This window comes from Ralstonia sp. NFACC01 (assembly GCF_900115545.1).
GTDB classification, from domain to species: Bacteria; Pseudomonadota; Gammaproteobacteria; order Burkholderiales; family Burkholderiaceae; genus Ralstonia; species Ralstonia mojiangensis.
Window position 1 is genome coordinate 19,658 of sequence record NZ_FOWV01000003.1, and the last position, 22,933, is coordinate 42,590.

The window sequence follows — 22,933 nt, forward strand, 5'->3', positions numbered from 1 at the left end:
CGCAGGTTCATGGCTCTCATCGTCCTCAAGATCGACGTCGACACCCTGCGCGGCACCCGCGAAGGCGTGCCCAACCTCGCGCGCATGCTGCGCGAGCACGAGGCAGGTGCGACCTTCCTCTTCAGTCTCGGCCCGGATCACACCGGCTGGGCGCTGCGCCGGGCCTTCCGCCCCGGCTTCCTGAAAAAGGTTTCCCGCACGTCGGTTGTCGAGCATTACGGCCTTCGTACGCTGATGTACGGCGTGCTGCTGCCCGGCCCCGACATCGGCCGTAAAGCCGCTACCGAAATGCGCGCCATTGCGGAGGCAGGCTTCGAAACCGGCATCCACACCTGGGACCACGTGCTCTGGCAAGACAATGTCCGCCAACGCGATGCCGGCTGGACCGCGCGCCAGATGACCGCCGCCCACGCGCGTTTCATCCAGGTGTTCGGCAAGCCACCCGTGACGCACGGCGCCGCCGGCTGGCAGATGAACGACCACGCGTTCCGCCAGATCGACAACTGGGGCATGGCGTACGCCTCAGACGGCCGGGGTACGCATCCGTATATCCCAAGCGTTGACGGAAAAGCGCTGAACCACGTGCAATTGCCGACCACGCTGCCCACACTGGACGAACTGATCGGCGTGGAAGACATCACGCTCGACAACGTCGCCCGGCACATCCTAAAGATGACCGAGTCCGACCGCGATCAGGTATTCACCTTGCATGCAGAACTTGAAGGGCAGAAACTCGCCCCGATCTTCCGCGAGTTGCTGCGAGGCTGGCGCGCGCAAGGCCATCGGCTAGGATCGATGGGCGATTACTACGCGACGCTCGATCGCAGTAGCCTGCCCGTGCAGCCCGTCACGTGGGGCGAAGTTGCCGGCCGCAGCGGCAGCCTGATCGTTCAGCCGGCCTGATCTTTCCGATCTCCGGTTTGGCGGCGGGCGCGGTATCTCAGATTTGCCCGTCTACGAGCTCCCCGTCTCTCTCCTCGCGGTTTTCCGGAACACACCATGCCCGTCACGATCGACCAGCCTCTTCCCGATTTCTCCGCACCGGCCACCAACGGCATCACGTTCTCGCCGGCATCGCAGCGCGGCAAGATCGTCGTGCTGTATTTCTATCCGAAGGACAACACGCCCGGCTGCACCACCGAGGCGATGAACTTCCGCGACCAATACGACGCCTTTGAGGCCGCCGGCGCCGTGGTGTTCGGCATCTCGCGCGACAGCCTGAAATCGCACGAAAACTTCAAGGCGAAACTGGAGATGCCGTTCGAGCTGATTTCCGACGCCGACGAAGCCGTCTGCAACATCTTTGACACCATCAAGATGAAGAAGATGTACGGCAAAGACGTGCGCGGTATCGAGCGCAGCACATTCCTGATCGACACCAAGGGCGTGTTGCGCAAGGAATGGCGGGGCGTGAAAGTGCCCAACCATGTGGATGACGTGCTGGCCGCGGTGCGCGCGCTGTAACAGCCCATAGGGCCAAGCTGTCTGAAAAGCGCCCTCCAGGCACCCTGGGGGTTTGCCTTTTCGTCAATTTCGCATCGTCCTTCGTGTCCAGTTTGCGCCGCACCACACGTCACATGTGACCGATTGCAAATCACAAAAGCTTCCGATACAGTCGGAACCGATGAGTACGAAACCCGGATGCCATTCCGATAGCCCACGACGGTACCGGCGGCCAAGTTGGCCTGATACCGCTTCTGCGTTTTTCCCGGCAAGCAGGCCGGGCAGAACGTCCGAATCGTGCAGCTTGTCGTGGCGTTCACCTAGGCCGCCCCACCTCTCGCAGGTCATGGCGGCTTTTTTGTGGCCGTCGTCCGCACATCAGACGCCGCGACGTGCCCATCCGTTTTCCCGCGTTTTCCGCCAGCACCGCCTCGCCATATGCGCGGACGGTGTTTCGTCGTTGTTCCAGCCAGAGAGGTAATCGAAGCATGCCGCTGCCGACCATGCCCACCCAGCCAGCCCAATTGCTTGACCCGGCTGAATTCAAGCCTTTCGGCAAAGCCGGAAAGCCGAAGGCGGGTCAGGAACCTCGAAAACCGGTGCCAGCGCTCGAGCGCGAGGCGCTGTCAGAAACCGGCCGTGCGCAACCCAAACGCAATGCAGCCAGCACGGCCCGCGCCCGCTCGGGCGAAGCGTCCCCCATGGCGAAAGAGACTTCACGCGAACACGCCGGCATCCTCGCCAAGGCCGTCGACAAGGTAAGCGCGACCGGCAAATCGACCGAAACCGCTGCCCGCCGGCGCGACCGCCGCGATGAAGGCCCCGCCAAGCTGTTCGTGCTTGACACCAACGTCCTGATGCACGATCCGACATCGCTCTTCCGTTTTGAAGAGCACGACGTCTATCTGCCGATGATGACGTTGGAAGAGCTGGACAACCACAAGAAGGGCATGAGCGAAGTTGCGCGCAATGCCCGCACGGTCAGCCGCACGCTCGACCAGCTCGTGGCTGGCACCGATGGTGTCATGGACGACGGCCTTCCTCTGGCCAAGCTCGGCAACCGCGATGCGCAGGGACGCCTGTTCTTCCAGACGCGTCTGAACGACATCAAGCTGCCCGATGGCCTGCCGCAGGGCAAAGCGGACAACCAGATCCTTGGTGTGGTGGCCGCATTGCAACAGCAACGTCCGGACCGATCAGTCGTGCTGGTGTCCAAAGACATCAACATGCGGATCAAGGCACGCGCCCTCGGCCTGCCGGCGGAGGACTACTTCAACGATCGCGTGCTGGAAGACACCGACCTGCTCTACAGCGGCATCATGGCGCTGCCGACAGACTTCTGGCAGAAGCACGGCAAGAACATCGAGAGCTGGCAGGACCCGAAGACGGGCACGACGTTCTACCGCTTGTCCGGGCCGCTGGTGCCGTCGTTCCTGGTCAACCAGTTTGTTTTCCTGGAGCCGAATGACGGCAGCCTGCCGCTGTATGCACAGGTCAAGGAGCTGAACGGCAAAACCGCCGTGCTGCAAACGCTCAAGGACTACACGCACCAGAAAAACAACGTCTGGGGCGTGACCGCGCGCAACCGCGAGCAGAACTTCGCGTTGAACCTGCTGATGCATCCGGAAGTCGACTTCGTTTCGCTGCTGGGCCAAGCCGGCACGGGCAAGACGCTGCTGGCACTCGCGGCAGGCCTCGAGCAAGTGCTGGATCAGAAGCTCTACAACGAGATCATCATCACGCGCGCCACGGTGCCCGTGGGTGAAGACATCGGCTTCCTGCCCGGCACGGAAGAAGAGAAAATGCAGCCGTGGATGGGTGCCTTCGACGACAACCTCGAAGTCCTGCAAAAATCCGACGACAACGCCGGCGAATGGGGCCGCGCTGCCACGCAGGAGCTGATCCGCTCGCGCATCAAGGTCAAGAGCATGAACTTCATGCGCGGCCGCACCTTCGTCAACAAGTTCCTGATCATCGACGAGGCGCAAAACCTGACACCCAAGCAGATGAAGACGCTCGTCACGCGCGCAGGCCCCGGCACCAAGATCGTCTGCCTGGGGAACATCGCGCAGATCGACACGCCGTATCTGACGGAAGGTTCGTCGGGCCTGACTTATGTAGTGGATCGCTTCAAGGGATGGAGCCACAGCGGGCATATCACGTTGGCGCGCGGCGAGCGCTCGCGACTCGCGGATCACGCCTCTGACGTGCTGTAAAAATCACGCGACAACAAATTTGTCTGCCGCAAATCGTTGTGCCATCAGGCCACGCAATCGCGTGGCCTTTTTTTTGCTGCAGATCGGGCACCTCTCTTTTTCCCGATGGAGGCCAATGATGCCCATGCAGCAAAACCTGCAGACCCGATCGCGCTTGACCCTGACGTCGGCCGCGCTGGCGATGATGCTGTCCGCCGGCGCCTCCATTGCGCTCGCCGACGACCTCACGCCAAAGACCGCCGGCCAGATCAGCTACGTCTGCGGCGGCGTTGCACAGGACGAGCAGCAGGCGCTGAACAGCGAGGCGCGCAACTACAACCTGTCTCTGCTGTTCACGCAAGGCGCACGCGGCGAGTATCTCGCCGACGTCGACGTGCAGCTCACGCGACACGGCAAGGAGGTGGCAAGCTTTCGCGCCGATGGCCCACGCTGCCTGATCAAGGCCCCGCCGGCCAGCTATAACGTCATCGCCACGTACCAGGGCGCCACCAAGCGCGCAACGGTGCAGACCGGCAGCACGCGCAGCGTCCAGCTACGCTGGTAAAACTGCCCGCAAAACGCGACGCCATCGGGGCAAAATCCGCAGACCCGCACCCCGCTTGGCGTTGCGCCTCGCCAACACGCTGTTTGGCTTTCTGACGCGGCGCGCATAGCATGCTCGCTATCCAGACTCTCCTGATGGCGCATGCTGACGCGGTACAGCTCTTCCTTTGGCAATACCCGAGTAGCAGGCACCGCTCTGCTTGCGCTGGTCTGCCTGCTGTCCGCCTGCTCGTCAACGCCTACCCGCTCCACCGCCTCGCGCGACGCGGGCCTGCGCACACGCGGCGCCCCGATCCACGACCCCAGCGCCGGTCTGGAAGAAATCTCCATTGAGGCGATGGCGCTGGTCGGCACCCCCTACCGCTACGGCGGCAATACACCCGACAGCGGCTTCGATTGCAGTGGGCTCGTGCGCTACGTCGTGCAGCGCGCTGCTTCTGTGAATCTGCCACGGACCGCCGCCGAAATGGGCCGCCGCGGCACGTTATTGGATCGCCGCGACGTCGCGTCGGGCGACCTCGTCTTCTTCAACACGACCGGCCAGCCGAACTCGCACGTCGGCATCTATGTGGGCCAGAACCGGTTTGTCCATGCACCAGCCACGGGTGGCACCGTGCGCCTGGAAGACATGACCAAGTCTTACTGGGCAAGCCGCTACATGGGCGCGCGCCGCGTCGTGGCCGTAAGCAACCTGCCGGATGCACCAGCACCGATCGTCGCACCGATGGTTCCGGCACCCGTCAGCCCCCCCCGTCCGATCGATGATGATCTCCTGGGTACCCTCGCCCGCGCACGCGATGCTCAAACCGACAACCTGATGTCGACGCGCGGGCCCGCCGCTGCGACGGCTCCTGCGGACGATGACCCCATCGCGCGCTTCGCAACGCAATAACTAACGCGGCGCTCACCCAATGCAAAACGCCCACCGATTTGGTGGGCGTTTCGTTTTTTTCGATGTCGACCTGCGGTCGGCTTACAGCACGTGTCGGCCGATCCACCAGGCAATTGCCGCCATGAACGCGGATGCGGGAATCGTCAAAACCCATGCCCAGACGATGTTGCCGGCCACACCCCAGCGCACAGCGGAAGCCTTCTGCGCAGATCCCACGCCGACGATGGCGCCGGTGATGGTATGCGTCGTCGACACTGGCACACCCAACGCCGATGCCAAGAACAGCGTCATGGCGCCACCGGTTTCAGCGCAGAAACCGCCGACCGGTTTGAGCTTGGTGATCTTCTGACCCATCGTCCGCACGATCCGCCAGCCGCCCAGCAGCGTACCGAGACCGATCGCCACATAGCAGCACACGATGACCCAGATCGGCGGTTCAGTTGCAGTGGCCGATGCGTAGCCGCCCGCAATCAGCAGCATCCAGATGATGCCGATGGTCTTCTGGGCATCGTTGCCGCCATGGCCCAAGCTGTACAGGGAGGCCGAGAGCAACTGCAAGCGCCGGAACCATCGGTCCACCTTGGATGGCGGCGTTCGGAAGAACAGCCAGGACACCGCCACCATCAGCAGCGAGCCGAGGATAAAACCCAGCAACGGCGAAATCAGGATGAACGCCACCGTCTTGAGCAAGCCACCGGCCACCAGCGAGCCCGTGCCCGACTTGGCCACAGCCGCGCCCACCAGGCCACCGATCAGCGCGTGCGACGAGCTGGACGGAATGCCGTAGTACCACGTGATGATGTTCCACGCGATAGCGCCGACCAACGCCCCAAAGATGACGTAATGATCAACGATGGACGGATCAATTGTGTCGCGCCCCACCGTGGTTGCCACCTTGAGGTGGAAGATGAAAATGGCGATCACGTTGCAGGCTGCGGCCATCGCCACCGCCTGCTGCGGCTTGAGCACGCCGGTCGACACCACCGTCGCAATGGAGTTAGCCGCGTCGTGGAAGCCATTCATGAAGTCGAACACGATGGCCAGCGCCACCAGCAGAACGACCACCCAGAGACTGATCTGAAGCGTATGCATGAGGGCGTCGTCTCGTCAGGCGTTTTCGAGCACGATGCCTTCGATGATGTTGGCAACATCCTCGCAACGGTCTGTGACGCTCTCCAGTTGCTCGTAAATCGCCTTCAGCTTGATCAGCAGCTTGATGTCGTTTTCGGTGCGGAACAGCTTGGCCATGGCGGCACGCATCACGCGATCGGCCTCTGACTCCAGACGGTCGATTTCCTGGGCGATGGTGAGGATCTGACGGCCGTTGTTCATGTCACTGAGCAGCGCCACGGCCTTGCGGACTTCCTCGCAGCAAGCCACGCAGATCATGGCGAGCTGGCGCGATTCGTCCGTCAGGTTGGTCACGTCATACAACGAGATGGTGAGCGACACGTCTTCCATCAGGTCGAGGATGTCGTCCATCGTCGTGATCAGCTTGTGGATCTCGTCGCGGTCGAGCGGCGTGATGAAGGTCTTGTGCAGCAACTCGATCGTGTCATGCGTGATGCGATCGGCCTTCTTTTCAAAGTTCTGCACATTGCGTGCATGCATTTCGGCATTGGGCAAGTCATTGACCAGCTCCTTGAGTGCATGGGCCGCCTTGACGGCGCACTCGGCGTGCTGGTTGAAGTACTCAAAAAACTTGCCTTCGGTGGGCATGAAGCGACCGAACATGATGATCCTTGGGAACGGAAAAAAGCAGGAGTCGTAAAAACAACGCCGGACGGGATCACCGCCGGCGCTGTCATTAAAACGCAATATTTTACCGGAACCGGCCTCGCGAAATACGTGGCACGTTGTGGCGGGCCGACACGAATTACAGGTTACGTATCGTTGTCAAAGAACGCATTGCCCCCGGTGAAGTTATCGAACTTCGTGTATTCCCCCAGGAACGTGAGACGAACGGTACCAATTGGGCCGTTACGCTGCTTACCGATAATGATTTCTGCCGTACCTTTGTCCGGAGAATCGGGGTTGTAGACCTGGTCCCGATAGATGAACAAGATCACGTCGGCATCCTGTTCGATAGCGCCGGATTCACGCAAATCCGACATCACAGGGCGCTTGTTCGGGCGCTGTTCCAGGCTTCGGTTCAACTGCGACAGCGCGATCACCGGGCAGTTGAGCTCCTTCGCCAGACCTTTCAGCGAACGCGAGATTTCCGAAATTTCGGTCGCACGGTTCTCGCCACCACCCGAGCCGGACATCAGTTGCAGGTAATCGATGACGATCAGGCCGAGCTGCCCGCACTGCCGTGCTAGCCGCCGCGAGCGCGCACGCAATTCCATCGGGTTCAACGCGGGCGTCTCGTCAATGAAGAGCTGCGCGTCGTTCATCTTCTGGATGGCATGCGTCAGGCGCGGCCAATCCTCGTCGAGCAAGCGGCCGGTACGCAGCCGGTGCTGATCCAATCGCCCGACCGAACCCAGCATACGCATGGCGAGCTGCGTGCCCGCCATTTCCATCGAGAACACGGCCACCGGCAGGCCTTGCTCCACCGCAACGTGTTCGCCGATGTTCAGCGAGAACGCCGTCTTACCCATCGATGGGCGACCGGCCACGATGATCAGATCGCCGCCTTGCATACCGCTGGTCATGCGGTCGAGGTCGACGAAGCCCGTCGGCACGCCGGTAATGTCGCTCTGGTTATCGCGGTGGTACAGCTCGTCAATGCGCTCGACCACTTGCGTCAGCAGCGGCTGGATTTCCAGAAAGCCCTTCTGCCCGCGCGAACCTTCTTCGGCAATCGCGAACACCTTGGATTCGGCCTCGTCCAGCAACTGGCGCACGTCGCGCCCCTGCGGGTTGAAGGCTCCGGCGGAAATCTCGTCGGCGATCGTCACAAGTTGGCGCAGCACGCCGCGGTCACGGACGATTTCCGCATAGCGACGGATGTTGGCAGCACTCGGCGTGTTCTGCGCCAGCGCATTCAGGTAGGCCAGGCCGCCCACCTCTTCCGCCTTGCCAGCGGCCTGCAACTGCTCGTACACCGTGATCACGTCAGCCGGCTTGGCCTGCGAGATCAGCTTGCCGATGTTGTGGAAGATCAGCCGGTGGTCGTAGCGGTAGAAATCGTGCTCATTGATGAAATCGGCAATGCGATCCCAAGCGGCGTTATCCAGCAACAACCCGCCAAGCACCGACTGTTCGGCCTCGATGGAATGCGGGGGCACCTTGAGGGAATCGAGCTGGGGATCGGAGGGCGCGTTCATGGCGGGATTATAGCGGCGCTGCTCGGTCTTCAATCTGGACCCCTGATACAAAGGACAACAAAAAAGGCAGAGACTTTCGTCCCTGCCTTCTTGACTCGCGTCGATCGGTGACCCGGGCGCCGCGAGGTGCTGCGCGCGTGCTTAGGCGGCGTCGCCCAGCACCGACACGTTCACGTCAACTGCCACGTCGGTGTGCAGCGAGACGACGACCGGGTGGTCGCCCACGATCTTCAGCGGACCGTTCGGCAGACGCACTTGCGCCTTCTCAACCTTGAAGCCTTGCGCAACCAGTGCGTCAGCGATGTCGTGGTTCGTGACGGAGCCGAACAGACGGCCATCCACACCAGCCTTTTGCGACAGTTGCAGCGTCAGACCGTTCAGCTTCTCGCCTTCGGCTTGCGCGGCAGCCAGCTTTTCAGCGGCCAGCTTTTCTAGCTCAGCGCGGCGGGCTTCGAATTCCTTGATGGCGGAATCCGTAGCGCGGCGGGCTTGCTTGTTCGGGATCAGGAAGTTACGTGCGTAACCATCCTTCACACGCACCACGTCGCCCAGGTTACCCAGGTTGACGACCTTCTCGAGCAGAATAATTTGCATTGTGAGTTCTCCTTATCCCGCTGATTAGTGCTTGTGCTGATCGGTGTACGGCATCAGCGCGAGGAAACGTGCGCGCTTGATGGCCGTGTCCAGCTGGCGCTGATAGATCGCGCGCGTGCCGGTCAGGCGGGCCGGGGTGATCTTGCCGTTCTCGCCGATGAAGTCCTTGAGCGTGTCCAGATCCTTGTAGTCGATCTGTTCAACGCCGGCCACCGTGAAGCGGCAGAACTTCTTGCGCTTGAACAACGGGTTTTGCTGCTGGAAGCGCTTCTTGTTCTTCGCGTCGCGCTGCTTCTTGTTCATGAATGCCATGATTCAATCCTTTACGAATACGTTACATCCGGAGATGTGAAAGACCAGTGCCTTACTGCTGCGGTGCTTGCGAGCCAGGAATCCTACGCAATCCAGGACAGTGCCCGGAGCGATGCGATCCAGAACGGAAGCCATCTTGCCGGCTGCCAGCGCTTCCATCGAAAACTCGATCTGCCGCACTGTTTGCGCTTCGACCGCCTGCCCGCTGTATGCCAGAAGACAATTGACGATCGGTACGCCGGCTGGGGTGTATCGCATCACCTCGCGCTCGACCAGAGTAGCGACGAGCTGCAGGCGATTGATAGCGTTATCCCCGTGGGTTTCGTTCATGCTGGTGATGCGCGGTCAGGCTTGCGCAGCACCGCGCGGCATCAGGCGGCCTGTTCGGTCTGAGCGGCGGCCTTCTTGGCCTCTTCGCGTGCGACTTCCTTCATCATCGGCGAGGGCGCCGTTTCAGCCTTCTTGGTCTGAACGATGAGGTGACGCAGCACGGCGTCGTTGAACTTGAACGCGTGCTCGAGCTCAGCCAGGGTCTCCTTGCCGCACTCGATGTTCAGGCACACGTAGTGAGCCTTTGCGAGCTTCTGGATCATGTAGGCCAGTTGACGACGGCCCCAGTCCTCGACGCGGTGCACTTGGCCGCCTTGCGTGGTGACCGTGCTCTTGTAGCGCTCGATCATCGCGGGCACTTGCTCGCTCTGGTCCGGATGGACGATAAATACGATTTCGTAATGACGCATTGACGCTCCTTGTGGATTAAGCCGCCCGGGCGTCACACTCCGGTGCAGCAAGGTTGGTTAGCCTGCCATTATACGCAGGCCTTGGAGATTTTTTCAATATCGATCAATGACTTGCTGCAGAGAGGCAACTTCTGCCTGGGCGCGCCCCGAGGCCAGAAGCAACGTCAAGAGCACACGCGCCTTATATGGGTTCAGCGATCCGCTCGAGGCCCAGCGCTCTCCACTAGGTTGCGCGGGCACCAAGCCAGCCCCGGTACGCGTGGAGCGCAGCACGAAAACGCCCTGCTGACTCGCCCGGTTCAACGCCGCCTCGAGATTCGCATGGATAGAGCCCGCGCCTGTTGCGGCAATTACCAACCCCTTCACGCCCGCCGCGACTAACGCATCAACGACATGCGCATCGGGTTGCACATAGCTCGCCACCACTTCCACCCATGGCCACTGTCCCGCTGGCGGCATCGGCAGAACTTCCTCTGCAGTCACGCGCTGCGCAGCACGCTGAAACTGCACTTGGGCGTCGAGCACGAAACCCAGCGGCCCCACATCCGGCGAAACAAAGGCCTCGACCGCGTAAGTGTGCGCCTTTTGCACATCGCGGGCGGCATGCACGCGCTGGTTGATCGCCACCAGCACGCCACGCTCGCGCGCAGACGAACTGGCGGCCAATCGCACCGCGTTCAGCAGATTCAGAGGACCATCCGCCGACAGCGACGTCGACGGCCGCATCGCCGCCGTCAGGACGATCGGCGTATCCGTCTGCTGCGTCAGGTGCAACAGCATCGCGGTTTCTTCAAGCGTGTCGGTACCGTGCGTGATGACCACGCCATCCACGCGCTCGACGTCGATCCAGTGACGAATACGCGCGACCAGCCTTTCCCATACGTCGAACGTCAGGTCCTTGCTGTCGATCTGGGCGACCTGCTCGGCGCGCACGTTGGCGATGCGCTCCAAACCAAGTTTGCTGGCCGCGAGCAGTTGATCGATGGGGACGGCGCCAGCGCGATAGCGCGCGGCGGAGCCAGCGTCGTCAGCAGAGCCAGCGATTGTGCCGCCGGTGGCGAGGATGGCGATGGTAGGCAAGGACATCGTTGCAGACATGCGTTGTGGGCAAGGCGCGCATTGTATCCGCCCGCCCCGCCTTTGCCGACGCGGGATTGCCCTGGGCGCCCAGAAAACAAAACGCCGGCACACAGGCCGGCGTTTGGAACGGAAGCAGTGTCGATTATTTCTCGACGAAGGCGCGTTCGATCACGTAGTCACCGGCTTCGCCCATGCGAGGCGAAATCTTGAAACCACGGGCATCGAGCAGCTTGCAAGTGTCTTCCAGCATGGCTGGGCTACCGCAGATCATGGCGCGATCGACGGCCGGGTCCATCGGAGGCAGACCGATGTCGGCGGACAGCTTGCCGTTCTCGACGAGGTCAGTCAGTCGGCCCATGTTGCGGAACGGCTCGCGCGTGACGGTCGGGTAATAGATCAGCTTCTCGCGCACCTGATCGCCGAAGAACTCGTTATTCGGCAATTCGCGGGTGATGAAGTCGGCATAGGCCAGCTCGCTCACTTGGCGCACACCGTGCAGCAGCACGACCTTCTCGAAGCGTTCGTAGGTGTCCGGGTCTTGGATGATGCTCATGAACGGTGCGAGGCCAGTGCCAGTGCCGAACAGATACAGGTTCTTGCCAGGCAGCAGGTCATCGAGCACGAGCGTGCCGACCGGCTTCTTGCTCACCAGCAGCTTGTCGCCCACTTTCAGATGCTGCAGGCGCGACGTCAGCGGGCCGTTCTGCACCTTGATGCTGAAGAACTCAAGGTGCTCTTCATAGTTCGGGCTGGCAATGCTGTAGGCGCGCATCAAGGGCTTGCCCTCGACTTCCAGCCCGATCATGACGAAGTGGCCGTTATGGAAGCGCAGCGCCTGATCGCGCGTGGTCTTGAAGCTGAACAGCGAGTCGTTCCAGTGATGGACGCTCAGAACGGTCTCTTGATTGAAGGCGGACATGGTGACGTTCGGGCCAGCCCAACGGAGTTCAATCGGGCTATGTGGCAATGCAAAAAATCGGTCAAGGCCTTGATTTTATGCGATTCCCCGCAGCCGCGCCTGCATGGATTGCGCATAAGCTTCTAACCACTCGCATGGGTTTTGACGCCGGTCATAAGCAGCGGGCGCTCGCGCAACACGTCACAACAAAATCACTTGCGCTTCCCGCGTCACTGTATAAAATCACAGCACCTGTTCAAATATACAGTACGCCAATGGCCGCCCTCACCCCTCGCCAACAGCAGATTTACGACCTGATCCGCCAGACGATCCAGCGCACGGGCTTTCCGCCCACACGCGCCGAGATTGCCGCAGAGTTCGGTTTCTCATCGCCCAATGCGGCCGAGGAACACCTGCGTGCGCTGGCACGCAAGGGTGTGATCGAACTGACGCCGGGCGCCTCTCGCGGCATTCGACTGCGTGCGGCCGGCGACGCGGCACAGCATCAGTTCTCGCTGCCGTCGATGGGGCTGATGCAATTGACGCTGCCGCTGGTGGGCCGCGTGGCTGCCGGTAGTCCAATCCTGGCCGCAGAGCACATTGATCGCCAGTATCAGGTCGACCCGTCCCTGTTCTCTGCGCAGCCCGATTTTCTGCTGAAGGTGCGTGGCATGAGCATGCGCGACGCCGGCATTCTGGATGGCGATCTCCTGGCCGTGCAGCGCGCCGCCGAAGCCACCAACGGCAAGATCGTGGTGGCTCGACTGGGTGACGACGTCACGGTCAAGCGCTTCCAGCGCAAGGGCCGCCATGTCGAGCTGATTGCCGAAAACCCGGATTTCGAACCGATCCACGTTGATCTGGATCGTGATGAGTTTCACCTGGAGGGCTTGGCCGTCGGTCTGATCCGGCCTGCTGCTCCGTAAGTCTCCGGCGCATCTCAGCGCCAAACCTTCGCTGTTTGATCCAACCTGGAGGTGAGCCATCGGCTCGCCAGGGCGGAGTCTTGCCACTCGCTTTTCCACCCGAACTCACGAGGTCTGCCATGCGACTCGGATCGATGTCTTCCCGCCGCCGCCCGGTACAGCCGGTACCTTTCCGCCAAACCCAGGGCGTGCGCATTTATCAGGGGGAGCAACGCCGCACGATGGTTGGCAGCATGGCCGCCATCTGCCGCATGCTCGATGCGATTCCGGCGGCTTCACGTACTGCTGGCGCCGAAAGCTGCTGAGGGAAAGTAAGACGATGAAGGGCTGTGAAGGGCGCCGCCGCGGCCGATCAGGGCATACCCCAATGCTGTCGCCGCAACTGATTTCATACACTTGCCGTGCCCTGAGGACAGGGCTTTCTTCAACTGATTTTCGGCCCGCCGTTTGAGCGGGCTGTTTTTTCTGTTCGCAAGTTGCTGCAGCGGCACATTCAACGATGTTCCGTCAGCAAAACGGACGTTTACCCGGATGTTGTTTGGCGTACGTGACAGTAGTATTGCCAGTGCCCTCAGGGGCAATGAGATCGCTGAATTCAAAGCCCGCAGTTGCGGGCTTTTTTTTCGCTGCAACCATCCGGCGAGCCGCTAAACGCTCCCGGCTTTCTCGACGACGAGAATTCTTGCCTCGCCGCGCGGGTGCGCCACATGCTCGCAGCCGACGCCGGCAAAGAAGATGTCGCCGTGCTCCAGCGTCGCGACCTTCTCTTCGCCGGCTTCGCGGTAATGCATGTCGACCGTGCCGTCGAGCACCACGAACACCTCTTCGCCGTCGTTCACATGCCAGCGATAAGGCTGGTCCGTCCAATGCAGGCGCGTGGTAATGCCGCTCATATTGGCAATGTCGAGCGCGCCCCAGGCACGCTCGGCAGTGAACGACTTGGCGCGAATGATCTTCATGGCGATCGCGTCTCGTTTACTGCATCGACTGCAGATTGCCGATACGTACCAGCATCTCGGTGAACATCTGCATATCGAGGTCGAGGTCCGGCACTTCCTTGTACTCATTGGCGTTGTGCGCGGTGTACTTCTTGCCGGGCATCGCGGGGCCGAAGTTGATGGCATTCGGCATCAGCTTGGCGGTCGTGCTGCCGGCCGTGGGGACGGGCTTGGCGTCAAGGCCCGTCGTGTCACCGTAAATGTTGAGCAGCGTCGACAACCATGCCCCCTTTGGATCACGCGCCATCCAGTTGCCCTGATCGTGGTTGATCTCAAGGGCGACGTGGTTGGCGTTGGCCCACGCGTTGATCTTGCCGGCGATCTCACCGCGCAGCGCGTCGGGCGTTTTGCCGCGCGGCATGCGCACGTTGGCGGTCACCTCCACGCGGCCGTTCTTGTCACCGATCACCGTAGGCGAGATGGTGAGGGGCCCCATGAAGTCGTCCTTGTAGGCAAGGCCCATGGTGTTGCCGAGGTAGTCCGTGCCATAAAGGTCGGTCAGATAGCGCACGGCGTGGGCGTAAGCGTTGTCTGCGAGGCCGAGATCAGCTGCCCGCAGGAACAGCGCCAGACGCGGCAGCGGGTTGACGCCCTCCTCCGGGCGCGAGCCGTGCGCCGACGTGCCGGTCACCTTAACGACAAGGCTGTCTGCGGTGCGTGTGATGTCGATCGAAAACTTGCCCTGTGCGGCCAAGCTGCTCACGAACGCATCGCGCTTGGCTTCGAGCGCGGCGGCTGCCACGCCCAGATCGCCGCCCTTGAGCGTGGCGGTGGCCGTCTGCGGGACCGAGCTGGCCGACGCCGCGCCCGTCATCGAAACGATGGCCGTATGCGAGGCATCGCCGGCCTGCGCAGGGAAGAACACCTTCAGCGCGCCGGTGCCTTTCTCGGCAACCACGGCCGGGTATTTGCTGTCGAGCACGATGTTGTACGCAGGCAATTGCGTGTGCTCGCGGTAGTACTTCATGCCATCGCCACCCGTTTCTTCGGTGGTTTCGATCATCAGACGGATCGTCCGCGCGAGCGGCACGCCGCTGTCCTTGACCGTTTTCATGGCGTACATGGCGGCGGCAATCGAGCCTTTGTCGTCAATCGTGCCGCGGCCGTACAGCAAATTGCCGACGCGCGTGACCTTGAACGGATCGAGCTTCGTGCCGTCGCCGAGCACCCATTCTTCGGGCTTTGCGGGTACGACATCAGCGTGTGTCAGGATGCCGAATTCGTCCGAACCGGTGCCGGGCAGCGTGACTTCAAATACACGGTTATCGACGTTGCGGTATTTCAGGCCAAAGTCGTGCGCCATGCCTTCGATCAGCTTCCCAAACGCGACGATGGCAGGGTTTTCGTACTGCGGAATCTTGTCGTCGCGCACCGTGGGCAGCGCGACCATCTTCTCGATCGAGGCGATCACGGCCTGCTGGTTGTGCAGGCGGTTGTACAGACCGAGCAGACGCCCGATGTTGACGAGGTCGTCGCCAGTGAGCGCGGCCTTCTTCTGGTACGCGGCAACACTGCCTGCGACCCGCGGATCAGCCTTGGCGGCTGCCGCTAGAAAGCTGTTCAGGTCAGCAGATGCCTTGGATTGTTCGGCGGCGAGCAGCGCATCGAGTTGCGGTTTCTGAAGCGTGGCGGCAAAGGCGCCGGTGCCGCAAGCCAGCGACAGTGCGATCGTCAGCGAAGACAGGCCAATACGGGCAGTGCGTTGCATCGGAGTGGTTTCCGGAAAAGGGAAAGGCGCCATCATAGGGGCGAAGCGCAAGCCATGCATTGTGCACCGCGAAAAACGCTAAGCCACGCTCGCTGCGCGGTATGCTTGGAACTTTCCCAGGAGGCTTGCCGCATGGAACCGTCTCTTGATACCGCCCCCGGTCTGCTGAGCGTGCTGGAAGAACTGCGCCGGCGCGAACCGATCTTCCATCGCCCCGAATTAGGCACGCGCCGCGAAGATTTTGAGCGCATGACCACGGAAGATTTCTGGGAAACAGGCGCCTCGGGTCAGCGGTATAGCCGCAGCTATGTGCTCGGCGTTCTCGATGCCCGGCACGGCCATATCGGCGAGGACTTCTGGCAAACGCGCGATTTCCGCTGCCAGGAGATTGCGCCGGACAACTACTTGCTGACGTACACGCTGGTGCAATCGAACCGGACGACGCGCCGGGCGACGTTGTGGCGGCGAACAGCGGATGGCTGGAAGATTGTGTACCACCAGGGAACGGTCGTGGCGGAAGCTCGTTGAACTCCCTTGCGAAACCCTCTAGGCAAGTCGAAAGAATGTTTGTATAATCGCTGTTTCCTTGAACGGCGAGGCGCTGCTCAAGGAACAATGGTGGCTGTAGCTCAGTTGGTAGAGTCCCAGATTGTGATTCTGGTTGTCGTGGGTTCGAATCCCATCAGTCACCCCAAGATTCAAGAAAAAGCCCGCATTCGCGGGCTTTTTTGCATTCAGCGGTCGGAGCACCCCACCCCTTCGGGCGTCAAACCGCTACCGCCTCATCGTTCGATTCTTCGCCGCGCCGCAGGTGCGCCCGCGCCTCGTCGAAGAGCGCGTGGGCGTCGGCCAGCGTCTTGACGCGGCCAAGCGCCTTGGAATCCGACAGCACGCGCCGCCAGCCCCGCGCGCCCGCCACGCCGCGATACAGCCCCAGCATATGGCGCACCGCCGCCCCAGCGTAGCCGCCGCGCTCTACCCAGCGGCCGACGTAGCCGATCATCGCGTCTTCCACCTCTGCGCGCGTGAGGGCCTCGGTGCCTGCGCCGTAGTACCGCGCATCGAACACCGCCATCAGATGCGGATGGTGATACGCCTCGCGGCCGATCATGACGCCATCAACGTGCGCAAGGTGCGTGTCGATCTGCTCCAGCGTCTGCACCCCGCCGTTAAGCAGGATTTCCAGATGCGGAAAATCACGCTTGAGCTGGTAGACGACTTCATGCCGCAGCGGCGGAATCTCGCGATTTTCCTTGGGGCTCAGGCCTTTCAGAATGGCGTTGCGCGCGTGGACGATGAAGGTCTCACAACCCGCCTCGGCGATGGTGCCGACGAAATCGCGCACGAAATCGTAGGTCTCGATGGCGTCGATGCCGATGCGGTGCTTGACCGTGACCGGAATCGACACCGCGTCGCGCATCGCCTTGACACCCTGGGCGACGAGCTTCGGTTCGGCCATCAGGCACGCGCCGAACGCACCTCGCTGCACGCGCTCCGACGGGCAGCCGCAGTTGAGGTTGATTTCCTTGTAGCCCCATTGCTGGCCGAGGCGCGCGGCCTGGGCGAGATCATCAGGTTCGCTGCCGCCGAGCTGCAGTGCCACGGGGTGCTCGACCTCGTCGAAATCGAGGTGGCGCGGGACGTCGCCGTGCAGCAGCGCGCCGGTGGTCACCATTTCCGTGTAGAGCCACGTGTGGCGCGAGATCTGGCGATGGAAGAACCTGCAATGTCGGTCAGTCCAATCCATCATCGGGGCCACCGACAAGCGGCGAGGGTTGAGCGTGGGGCGTTCAGCGGTCACAGCAAGATCAACGATTCAAATTCCAGGCGCGCAGTTTACCGGTTCTAGTCCGTCAGCCCCAGCAGCGGATGCTGCTCATGGCGCCACGGCGAGATAAAGAACGCAGCCACTTCATCGTCACGCACGGCGTCGATGTTCGCGTGCTTCCACTTTGGCGCATGATCCTTGTCGACCGCGAGTGCGCGAATGCCCTCGATACCGTCGCCTTCAGCAAACACGTGCGTCATCATGTCCAGCTCGCGGCGTAGTTCATCTGCCAACGTGGTGTGGCGGCCGCGACGGATCAGCTCCAGCGTCACCGCCATCATCAACGGCGAGCGCTTGGCCATGTGCGCGGCGGTCTGTGCGGCCCATTCGGCATCCGTGTTGCCGGCCAGATCGGCGAAGATGCCTTGCACGCTGTTCTGACTGAAGCAGTCATCGATAGCCTCGCGGTGAGGCGCGATGAGCGCCTTGGCATCATCGGGCGCCGATGCGGCTTCGGTAAAGCAGGCAGCGATCTGCTCGGCGCTGCTCCAGTTGCCGTCACGCAGGCGCTGGACGATGGCCGCCAGCGCCTCGGCGGTGACGTGGCAGTCGGCGAAGCCGACCGACAGCGCGTCGGCCGCCTCAATCATCTGCCCGGTCACGCCCAGGTATTCGCCCACATGGCCCGGCACGCGCGCCAAGAACCAACCGCCGCCCACATCTGGGAACAAACCGATGTTGGTTTCGGGCATGGCCATCTTCGTGCGCTCGGTCACCACACGCAGCGATGCGCCTTGCGAAATGCCCATACCACCGCCCATCACCACGCCGTCCATCAGAGCGATGTAGGGCTTGGCATAGCTGAAGATGAGGTGGTTGAGGCGGTATTCCTCCGTGAAGAAGGTGATGAGTTGCGGGTCGCCGGCCGTGGCGGCGCGGTGGAAGAAACGAATGTCGCCGCCCGCACACAAGGCCTTGCCGCCCTCGCCACGTAGGATGACGGCGTGGACTTCCGGATCGTGCTGCCAGGCCAGCAACGCATGCGACATCGCGCGGATCATCTCCAGCGACAGCGCGTTAAGCGCCTGTGGCCGGTTCAGCGTCAGCCAGCCGATGCCGCCGCGTACTTCGGCGATCACGTTGGGTTGGACTTCAGCCTGAGGCGCGATGGAAACGGTGGATTGCATGTCTCGGATGTTGTTGTGGGAATAACGGCTCGCACTGTACACGACAGCGCATTGAAGCGAGGAAGGGCTCTAGCCCGCCCTCTTTCGCAGCGCGGGTGTTGGGCGTATACCTGCCGGTTGGAGACGACACACATCACAACAATCCAATGACCCCTGCCAACGCCACCCCGGGCGCATCCAGTTTCGACCCAGGCCTGATCCTGCTGGCCTTTGCGCCGATCTTCTTACTGACCATCGGCGCTGAGGCGTGGTACTGGCGCAAGCGGGATCCGTCCGTCTACAGCTTCAAGGACACCGTTTCAAACGCCTGCCTTGCGCTCATGCACCAGGCGTCGGATGCGTTCTTCCTGTGGCTGATGATCAAGACGGTCTATTCGTGGACGTACAGCCACGGCCTGCGTGCGATGCCCGAGACGTGGTGGTCATTCGGGTTGCTCCTGCTGCTGCAGGATTTTCTGTACTACTTCTTCCACCGCGCCAGCCACCGCGTGCGCTGGATGTGGGCCTCGCATGTGACGCATCACTCGTCGGAAGGTATGAATTTTTCGACGGCGTTCCGCCAGAGCCTGACCTATCCGATTTCCGGCATGTGGCTGTTCTGGATTCCTCTTGCGTGGATCGGCTTTACGCCGGACTGGGTGATCCTCGCCGTGGGCCTGAACCTCGCGTTCCAGTTTTTCGTCCATACGCGGCTGGGGGCGCTGGATTCGCGCTACGCGGGCTTCTGGCGCTGGCTCGGGCAATACGTGAATACGCCGTCAGTGCATCGCGTGCACCACGCCAAGAATCCGCAGTACATCGACCGCAACTACGCCGGCGTGCTGACCATCTGGGATCGCATGTTCGGCAGCTTCGTGCCAGAGGAAGATGCACCCGTCTTTGGCATCACGCGGCAGGTCCACACACACAACCCGATCACCCTCACCTTCCACGAATGGCGCGACATGTGGGCAGACGTGTTCCGCGATCGGGACATTCGCTACCTGTGGAAACCGCCCGAGTGGCGCAGCCCGCGTGCTGCAGTCGCGGTCGAGGCGATGCCGCTCACATGAACGGCGGGCCGAAGCGCGTGGCGACGCGATCGGTGGAATCGAACAGATCGCGCAGGACGGCACTGGTGCACGTCGGCTGCACGTACAGATAAAACGCCACTTCCGGCAGGCGCGGCAGGCCATCGGCTTCAGTCAGCACACGCATGTTGGCGTCGAGCAATTCGGTCGTGCGCGCCGTCACGCCCAGCCCCGCGCTGATCGCAGCCTTGATGCCCGTCAGCGTGGGCGACAGGTAACTCGTGCGCCACGGAATGTGGTGCGCATCCAGGCACTCGATCGACAGCTGGCGGAACAGGCTCAGCTCGTCGGCCATGACCAGCGGCACCGGCGCGGCGGGATTGAAGATGAAGTCTTCCGCGCAGATCCACACCATCGGCGACGTGCGCAGCTTGATGCCGGGAAACGCATCGTCATAGCGCGTAGAAATCGCCAGGTCTAGCGTCTTGTCGCGCAACGCGTCCATCAGGAACGGGCTGCGTCCAACGTTGATTTCCATCTGCAATTCCGGCGACAGCTTGGACAACCGCCGCAGCAGATTCGGCAAGATCGAATCGGCCACATCATGCGGTGAGCCGATGCGGATTTTCTCGATTGGGCCGCCGGTCTGGATCACCTGCACGGCCTGGTCGTTGAGCGCCAGGATCTTGTGCGCATAGGCGACAAGCCGCACGCCATCGGGCGTCATCATCTTGTGGCGGCCGCGCTTCTCGAACAGCGCGCAGCCCATTTCCTCCTCCAGCCGCTGCATCTGCTGCGTGACCGCAGACTGCGTGCGCCCCACCCGTGCCGCTGCTGCGGCAAACGTCTCGTGCTGTGCGATCGCTACGAATGTGCGCAGCAAATCGATGTCCAGATTTCGCATCTCGATCCCGATACTTCAGAAGCCCTAATCAGTTCCGACCAAAAATTAAATTGTTCTGCGCAATTCTGGCCGATAACCTGCCGGAAATACAAATAACACTGAACGAACAATACGTTCAGGCAGACACCTGAGCCGCGGGGGAATCGCGGTCCGACACTGAATCGGTTTCATACAAAGGATGAACACCATGTGGGTATGGAAATGGGCACAAGCCGCTGCGACGCTGACCTTGGGCACGCTGGGCGTGGCAGGTGTGGTGCACGCAGACGCGCTGACCGACATCAAATCGCGCGGCACGCTGGTCTGCGGCACCCAGAACGCCAGCGAGCCTTACGCCTTTCCCGACGCCGCCACGCGGCAGATCGTCGGCTTTGACGTGGATGTCTGCAGCGCGTTGGCCAAGGGGCTGGGCGTCAAGCTGGAGCACCGCGCGCTGTCAACCGACGCACGCATTCCTGAACTGAAGACACATCGCGTGGATGTGCTGGCCGCTGCCGTGGCGTGGATGCCGGCGCGCGCCGCGCAAGTGGATTTCAGCAACCAATATTTCGTTGCGCCAATCCGCGTGCTGGTGCGGGCTGATTCGCCCATCCAGACGCTCGATCAGCTTGCCAACAAGAAAATCGCCGCATCCGAAGGTTCCAGCTCGGCAGCGGTGTCGGTCACGCGCCTGCCGGATTCGCGTCTGCTGACCTTCCACGATATTTCGTCTGCGTATCTCGCTTTGCAGCAAGGCAAGGTCGACGGGCTGGTGGCGGGGCAGCTCGTGCTGGCGCGCTTTGCCAACGAGGCAGCGCAGAAAGGCGGCCAGCAATATCGCCTGCTGACGGCGCCCGTCTATGAAGAACGCTGGGGCGTGGTGATGAACAAGAACGAGCCCGCGCTCATGGCAGCCGTCAACAAGGTGCTGGCGGATTACGACCAGTCCAGCGGCCTGCAGACGAGCTTCGACAAGTGGCTCGGCGCCAAGTCGATCTACAAGTTCTCGCGCGACTACAAGGTCGAACCGATCAAGCCGCAGTAAGCCCAAGGCGGCCGACATGTTCGATCTCTCGTTCCTGCTCGAAGACGGCTACCTGCGCCTGCTGCGGGACGGCATCCTGACCACGTTGCGTCTGTTTGTCGTCTCGGGCCTGCTGGCCATCGCCGTTGGCGTTTCACTGGCAACGCTGCGTGCGCTGCCGGTGCGCGTGTTCAAGGCGTTCGTCATTGTGGTTGTCGAATACCACCGCAACGTGCCGATGCTGGTGCAGATCCTGGTGTGGTATTTCGGCATCCCGCAGTTGCTGCCGGAATCGCTCAAGGTATGGATCAACGCCGGCAACACCGAGTTCTTCTTCGCGGCGATTGCCCTGGCACTGAACTCGGGCGCGTTCATCTCCGAAGACCTGCGCTCCGGCCTGCGTGCGATCCCGCATACGCAGCAGGAGGCGGCGTGGTCGATCGGGCTGACGCATCTGCAGGCGCTGCGTTACGTGATCCTGCCGCAGGGGATTCGTGTGGCGCTGCCAGCACTGCTCAACCAGGCGCTGTTGCTGTTCAAGAACAGCTCGCTGGCGATGGCCATCGGCGTGCACGAGTTGCTCTACCGCACGCGGCAGATCGACAACCTCACCTTCCGCACGTTTGATGTGTTCCTCATCGCCACGCTGCTGTATCTGCTCGGCACGCTTGCGCTGATGTCGCTGTCGGATCGCGTTGCCAAGCGACGCACGACGCCACTGGGGGTCTGACGCCATGCTTGAAATCCTGCATGACTATCTGGCGTTGTTTCTGGTCGGGTCGTGGCCGAATGGGCCGCTGGGCGGCGTGGCGGTGACGCTGGTGCTTTCGGTGCTGGGCCTGGTGATGTCGTTTCCGATTGCAGTGCTGATCGGCCTGGCGCACGTGAGCCCGTGGCGCTGGCTGCGTCGTATTGCCGGTGTTTGGTCTCGCCTGGTGCGCGGCATTCCGCTGCTGATGATCATCTTCTGGGCCTACTTTGCGGTGCCGCTGCTGGTGGGCAAGGAAGTGTCGGCGTTCACCACGGCCGTCTGCGCGATCATCGTCTACGAGAGCGCATTCCTCTCGCAGATCGTGCGCGCCGGGCTCGAGGGCCTGCCGCGCGGGCAGATGGAAGCAGCGCGCTCGAACGGCCTGTCCTGGCTGCAGAGCATGCGCTACGTACAGCTGCCGCAAGCGCTGACCAACATGCTGCCGTCGATCGTCAACCAGTTCGTGTCGATCATCAAGGCAACGTCGCTCGCCTATGTGATTGGCGTGCCGGAGCTGACGTACTCGGCGGCGCAGGTCAACACCATCACGCTGACCAAGCCACTGGAGACCTTCCTCGTGCTGGCAGCCTTCTACTTCGTTCTGTGCTTCGCCATCTCGCGCTTCGCGGGGCAGCTGGAGCGCCGCATTGCCCGCCATCGCGCAGGGCTTGCCTAAGAACAAACCCTT

The 22,933-nt window shown here is 62.0% G+C and carries 26 protein-coding genes and 1 tRNA gene; 13 read left to right on the plus strand and 14 right to left on the minus strand.

The window, feature by feature from the left end; translation table 11 throughout:
- The first annotated feature begins 9 nt into the window (after window positions 1-9).
- The 5 genes from BM136_RS08045 (at window position 10) to BM136_RS08065 (ending at window position 5,094) form a co-directional block, all read left to right on the plus strand.
- Window positions 10-903, plus strand: a complete 894-nt coding sequence (locus tag BM136_RS08045; protein ID WP_092971385.1) for a 4-deoxy-4-formamido-L-arabinose-phosphoundecaprenol deformylase — start codon at window positions 10-12, stop codon at window positions 901-903.
- A gap of 96 nt (window positions 904-999) precedes the next feature.
- Window positions 1,000-1,464: a peroxiredoxin gene (locus BM136_RS08050; protein WP_092971386.1), complete on the plus strand. Its 465-nt coding sequence runs from the start codon at window positions 1,000-1,002 to the stop codon at window positions 1,462-1,464.
- 467 nt (window positions 1,465-1,931) lie between these two features.
- A complete protein-coding gene (locus BM136_RS08055) occupies window positions 1,932-3,659 on the plus strand; it encodes a PhoH family protein (RefSeq protein WP_092971387.1) in 1,728 nt (575 codons plus the stop codon).
- 118 nt (window positions 3,660-3,777) lie between these two features.
- The gene (locus BM136_RS08060; protein ID WP_092971870.1) at window positions 3,778-4,203 is read left to right on the plus strand and encodes a hypothetical protein; all 426 of its coding nucleotides are present in this window, start codon (window positions 3,778-3,780) and stop codon (window positions 4,201-4,203) included.
- Window positions 4,204-4,344: 141 nt separating this feature from the next.
- Complete coding sequence (locus BM136_RS08065; RefSeq protein WP_092971388.1) at window positions 4,345-5,094, plus strand: C40 family peptidase; 750 nt, start codon at window positions 4,345-4,347, stop codon at window positions 5,092-5,094.
- Between the two features lie 81 nt (window positions 5,095-5,175).
- Here BM136_RS08065 and BM136_RS08070 read toward each other — a convergent pair whose 3' ends face one another.
- The 9 genes from BM136_RS08070 to BM136_RS08110 form a co-directional block, all read right to left on the minus strand.
- Window positions 5,176-6,186 carry an inorganic phosphate transporter gene (locus BM136_RS08070; RefSeq protein WP_092971389.1) on the minus strand — a complete coding sequence of 337 codons (1,011 nt, stop codon included), beginning with the start codon at window positions 6,184-6,186 and terminating at the stop codon, window positions 5,176-5,178.
- A 15-nt stretch (window positions 6,187-6,201) separates the two neighbouring features.
- Window positions 6,202-6,828, minus strand: coding sequence for a DUF47 domain-containing protein (locus BM136_RS08075; RefSeq protein WP_092971390.1), 627 nt, complete (start codon window positions 6,826-6,828; stop codon window positions 6,202-6,204).
- A 149-nt stretch (window positions 6,829-6,977) separates the two neighbouring features.
- Entirely contained in the window at window positions 6,978-8,366 is a 1,389-nt protein-coding gene (locus tag BM136_RS08080; protein WP_027677550.1) for a replicative DNA helicase, read from the minus strand.
- A 141-nt stretch (window positions 8,367-8,507) separates the two neighbouring features.
- Window positions 8,508-8,960 (minus strand): 50S ribosomal protein L9, encoded by a 453-nt coding sequence (rplI, locus tag BM136_RS08085; protein WP_092971391.1) that lies wholly within the window; start codon window positions 8,958-8,960, stop codon window positions 8,508-8,510.
- A 24-nt stretch (window positions 8,961-8,984) separates the two neighbouring features.
- Entirely contained in the window at window positions 8,985-9,272 is a 288-nt protein-coding gene (gene rpsR, locus BM136_RS08090; protein WP_004626489.1) for a 30S ribosomal protein S18, read from the minus strand.
- Between the two features lie 3 nt (window positions 9,273-9,275).
- Window positions 9,276-9,602, minus strand: a complete 327-nt coding sequence (priB, locus tag BM136_RS08095; RefSeq protein WP_024975888.1) for a primosomal replication protein N — start codon at window positions 9,600-9,602, stop codon at window positions 9,276-9,278.
- Between the two features lie 41 nt (window positions 9,603-9,643).
- A complete protein-coding gene (gene rpsF / locus BM136_RS08100; protein WP_027677553.1) occupies window positions 9,644-10,012 on the minus strand; it encodes a 30S ribosomal protein S6 in 369 nt (122 codons plus the stop codon).
- Between the two features lie 93 nt (window positions 10,013-10,105).
- Window positions 10,106-11,098 (minus strand): asparaginase, encoded by a 993-nt coding sequence (locus BM136_RS08105; protein WP_092971392.1) that lies wholly within the window; start codon window positions 11,096-11,098, stop codon window positions 10,106-10,108.
- Between the two features lie 136 nt (window positions 11,099-11,234).
- A complete protein-coding gene (locus BM136_RS08110) occupies window positions 11,235-12,011 on the minus strand; it encodes a ferredoxin--NADP reductase (RefSeq protein WP_092971393.1) in 777 nt (258 codons plus the stop codon).
- Between the two features lie 254 nt (window positions 12,012-12,265).
- On the opposite strand from BM136_RS08110, the gene lexA reads away from it, so the two are divergent.
- Both lexA and BM136_RS25595 read left to right on the plus strand, forming a co-directional pair.
- Window positions 12,266-12,916, plus strand: coding sequence for a transcriptional repressor LexA (gene lexA / locus BM136_RS08115; protein WP_092971394.1), 651 nt, complete (start codon window positions 12,266-12,268; stop codon window positions 12,914-12,916).
- 119 nt (window positions 12,917-13,035) lie between these two features.
- Entirely contained in the window at window positions 13,036-13,221 is a 186-nt protein-coding gene (locus BM136_RS25595) for a hypothetical protein (RefSeq protein ID WP_004626476.1), read from the plus strand.
- Window positions 13,222-13,563: 342 nt separating this feature from the next.
- Here the strand turns inward: BM136_RS25595 and BM136_RS08130 are convergent, their stop codons facing one another.
- Complete coding sequence (locus BM136_RS08130; protein ID WP_092971395.1) at window positions 13,564-13,875, minus strand: cupin domain-containing protein; 312 nt, start codon at window positions 13,873-13,875, stop codon at window positions 13,564-13,566.
- Between the two features lie 16 nt (window positions 13,876-13,891).
- Window positions 13,892-15,622 (minus strand): dipeptidase, encoded by a 1,731-nt coding sequence (locus BM136_RS08135; protein WP_092971396.1) that lies wholly within the window; start codon window positions 15,620-15,622, stop codon window positions 13,892-13,894.
- A gap of 132 nt (window positions 15,623-15,754) precedes the next feature.
- Here BM136_RS08135 and BM136_RS08140 point away from each other — a divergent pair, with 132 nt between their 5' ends.
- Together BM136_RS08140 and BM136_RS08145 are read left to right on the plus strand one after the other, a co-directional pair.
- Entirely contained in the window at window positions 15,755-16,150 is a 396-nt protein-coding gene (locus BM136_RS08140) for a nuclear transport factor 2 family protein (protein ID WP_092971397.1), read from the plus strand.
- A 90-nt stretch (window positions 16,151-16,240) separates the two neighbouring features.
- Window positions 16,241-16,316, plus strand: a tRNA-His gene (locus tag BM136_RS08145).
- A 72-nt stretch (window positions 16,317-16,388) separates the two neighbouring features.
- On the opposite strand, the gene dusA is transcribed toward BM136_RS08145, so the two are convergent.
- Window positions 16,389-17,423: a tRNA dihydrouridine(20/20a) synthase DusA gene (dusA, locus tag BM136_RS08150; RefSeq protein WP_092971398.1), complete on the minus strand. Its 1,035-nt coding sequence runs from the start codon at window positions 17,421-17,423 to the stop codon at window positions 16,389-16,391.
- A 44-nt stretch (window positions 17,424-17,467) separates the two neighbouring features.
- Window positions 17,468-18,577 (minus strand): enoyl-CoA hydratase/isomerase family protein, encoded by a 1,110-nt coding sequence (locus BM136_RS08155; RefSeq protein WP_092971399.1) that lies wholly within the window; start codon window positions 18,575-18,577, stop codon window positions 17,468-17,470.
- Between the two features lie 146 nt (window positions 18,578-18,723).
- On the opposite strand from BM136_RS08155, the gene BM136_RS08160 reads away from it, so the two are divergent.
- Window positions 18,724-19,629 (plus strand): sterol desaturase family protein, encoded by a 906-nt coding sequence (locus tag BM136_RS08160; RefSeq protein WP_092971400.1) that lies wholly within the window; start codon window positions 18,724-18,726, stop codon window positions 19,627-19,629.
- Here BM136_RS08160 and BM136_RS08165 read toward each other — a convergent pair.
- Window positions 19,622-20,491, minus strand: coding sequence for a LysR substrate-binding domain-containing protein (locus tag BM136_RS08165; RefSeq protein ID WP_012435357.1), 870 nt, complete (start codon window positions 20,489-20,491; stop codon window positions 19,622-19,624). The two genes, BM136_RS08160 and BM136_RS08165, sit on opposite strands and share 8 nt — an antisense overlap.
- 187 nt (window positions 20,492-20,678) lie before the next feature.
- On the opposite strand from BM136_RS08165, the gene BM136_RS08170 reads away from it, so the two are divergent.
- Genes BM136_RS08170 through BM136_RS08180 form a run of 3 tightly spaced genes read left to right on the plus strand, consistent with a single transcriptional unit; the run spans window position 20,679 to window position 22,921 of the window.
- Complete coding sequence (locus BM136_RS08170; protein WP_092971871.1) at window positions 20,679-21,515, plus strand: transporter substrate-binding domain-containing protein; 837 nt, start codon at window positions 20,679-20,681, stop codon at window positions 21,513-21,515.
- 16 nt (window positions 21,516-21,531) lie between these two features.
- A complete protein-coding gene (locus BM136_RS08175) occupies window positions 21,532-22,224 on the plus strand; it encodes an amino acid ABC transporter permease (protein WP_092971401.1) in 693 nt (230 codons plus the stop codon).
- A gap of 4 nt (window positions 22,225-22,228) precedes the next feature.
- The gene (locus BM136_RS08180) at window positions 22,229-22,921 is read left to right on the plus strand and encodes an amino acid ABC transporter permease (RefSeq protein WP_024975903.1); all 693 of its coding nucleotides are present in this window, start codon (window positions 22,229-22,231) and stop codon (window positions 22,919-22,921) included.
- Window positions 22,922-22,933 lie beyond the last annotated feature (12 nt).

Coding starts and splice junctions, on each gene's coding strand:
- BM136_RS08075 (WP_092971390.1), bottom strand. CDS start 6,828: ATGTTCGGTCGCTTCATGCCCACCGAAGGCAAGTTTTTTGAGTACTTC.
- BM136_RS08045 (WP_092971385.1), top strand. CDS start 10: ATGGCTCTCATCGTCCTCAAGATCGACGTCGACACCCTGCGCGGCACC.
- BM136_RS08175 (WP_092971401.1), top strand. CDS start 21,532: ATGTTCGATCTCTCGTTCCTGCTCGAAGACGGCTACCTGCGCCTGCTG.
- BM136_RS08105 (WP_092971392.1), bottom strand. CDS start 11,098: ATGTCCTTGCCTACCATCGCCATCCTCGCCACCGGCGGCACAATCGCT.
- BM136_RS08070 (WP_092971389.1), bottom strand. CDS start 6,186: ATGCATACGCTTCAGATCAGTCTCTGGGTGGTCGTTCTGCTGGTGGCG.
- BM136_RS08060 (WP_092971870.1), top strand. CDS start 3,778: ATGCCCATGCAGCAAAACCTGCAGACCCGATCGCGCTTGACCCTGACG.
- BM136_RS08055 (WP_092971387.1), top strand. CDS start 1,932: ATGCCGCTGCCGACCATGCCCACCCAGCCAGCCCAATTGCTTGACCCG.
- BM136_RS08080 (WP_027677550.1), bottom strand. CDS start 8,366: ATGAACGCGCCCTCCGATCCCCAGCTCGATTCCCTCAAGGTGCCCCCG.
- rpsR (WP_004626489.1), bottom strand. CDS start 9,272: ATGGCATTCATGAACAAGAAGCAGCGCGACGCGAAGAACAAGAAGCGC.
- BM136_RS08160 (WP_092971400.1), top strand. CDS start 18,724: ATGACCCCTGCCAACGCCACCCCGGGCGCATCCAGTTTCGACCCAGGC.
- lexA (WP_092971394.1), top strand. CDS start 12,266: ATGGCCGCCCTCACCCCTCGCCAACAGCAGATTTACGACCTGATCCGC.
- BM136_RS08140 (WP_092971397.1), top strand. CDS start 15,755: ATGGAACCGTCTCTTGATACCGCCCCCGGTCTGCTGAGCGTGCTGGAA.
- BM136_RS08065 (WP_092971388.1), top strand. CDS start 4,345: ATGCTGACGCGGTACAGCTCTTCCTTTGGCAATACCCGAGTAGCAGGC.
- BM136_RS08165 (WP_012435357.1), bottom strand. CDS start 20,491: ATGCGAAATCTGGACATCGATTTGCTGCGCACATTCGTAGCGATCGCA.
- rpsF (WP_027677553.1), bottom strand. CDS start 10,012: ATGCGTCATTACGAAATCGTATTTATCGTCCATCCGGACCAGAGCGAG.
- BM136_RS25595 (WP_004626476.1), top strand. CDS start 13,036: ATGCGACTCGGATCGATGTCTTCCCGCCGCCGCCCGGTACAGCCGGTA.
- rplI (WP_092971391.1), bottom strand. CDS start 8,960: ATGCAAATTATTCTGCTCGAGAAGGTCGTCAACCTGGGTAACCTGGGC.
- BM136_RS08050 (WP_092971386.1), top strand. CDS start 1,000: ATGCCCGTCACGATCGACCAGCCTCTTCCCGATTTCTCCGCACCGGCC.
- priB (WP_024975888.1), bottom strand. CDS start 9,602: ATGAACGAAACCCACGGGGATAACGCTATCAATCGCCTGCAGCTCGTC.
- BM136_RS08110 (WP_092971393.1), bottom strand. CDS start 12,011: ATGTCCGCCTTCAATCAAGAGACCGTTCTGAGCGTCCATCACTGGAAC.
- BM136_RS08130 (WP_092971395.1), bottom strand. CDS start 13,875: ATGAAGATCATTCGCGCCAAGTCGTTCACTGCCGAGCGTGCCTGGGGC.
- BM136_RS08180 (WP_024975903.1), top strand. CDS start 22,229: ATGCTTGAAATCCTGCATGACTATCTGGCGTTGTTTCTGGTCGGGTCG.
- BM136_RS08135 (WP_092971396.1), bottom strand. CDS start 15,622: ATGCAACGCACTGCCCGTATTGGCCTGTCTTCGCTGACGATCGCACTG.
- BM136_RS08170 (WP_092971871.1), top strand. CDS start 20,679: ATGTGGGTATGGAAATGGGCACAAGCCGCTGCGACGCTGACCTTGGGC.
- BM136_RS08155 (WP_092971399.1), bottom strand. CDS start 18,577: ATGCAATCCACCGTTTCCATCGCGCCTCAGGCTGAAGTCCAACCCAAC.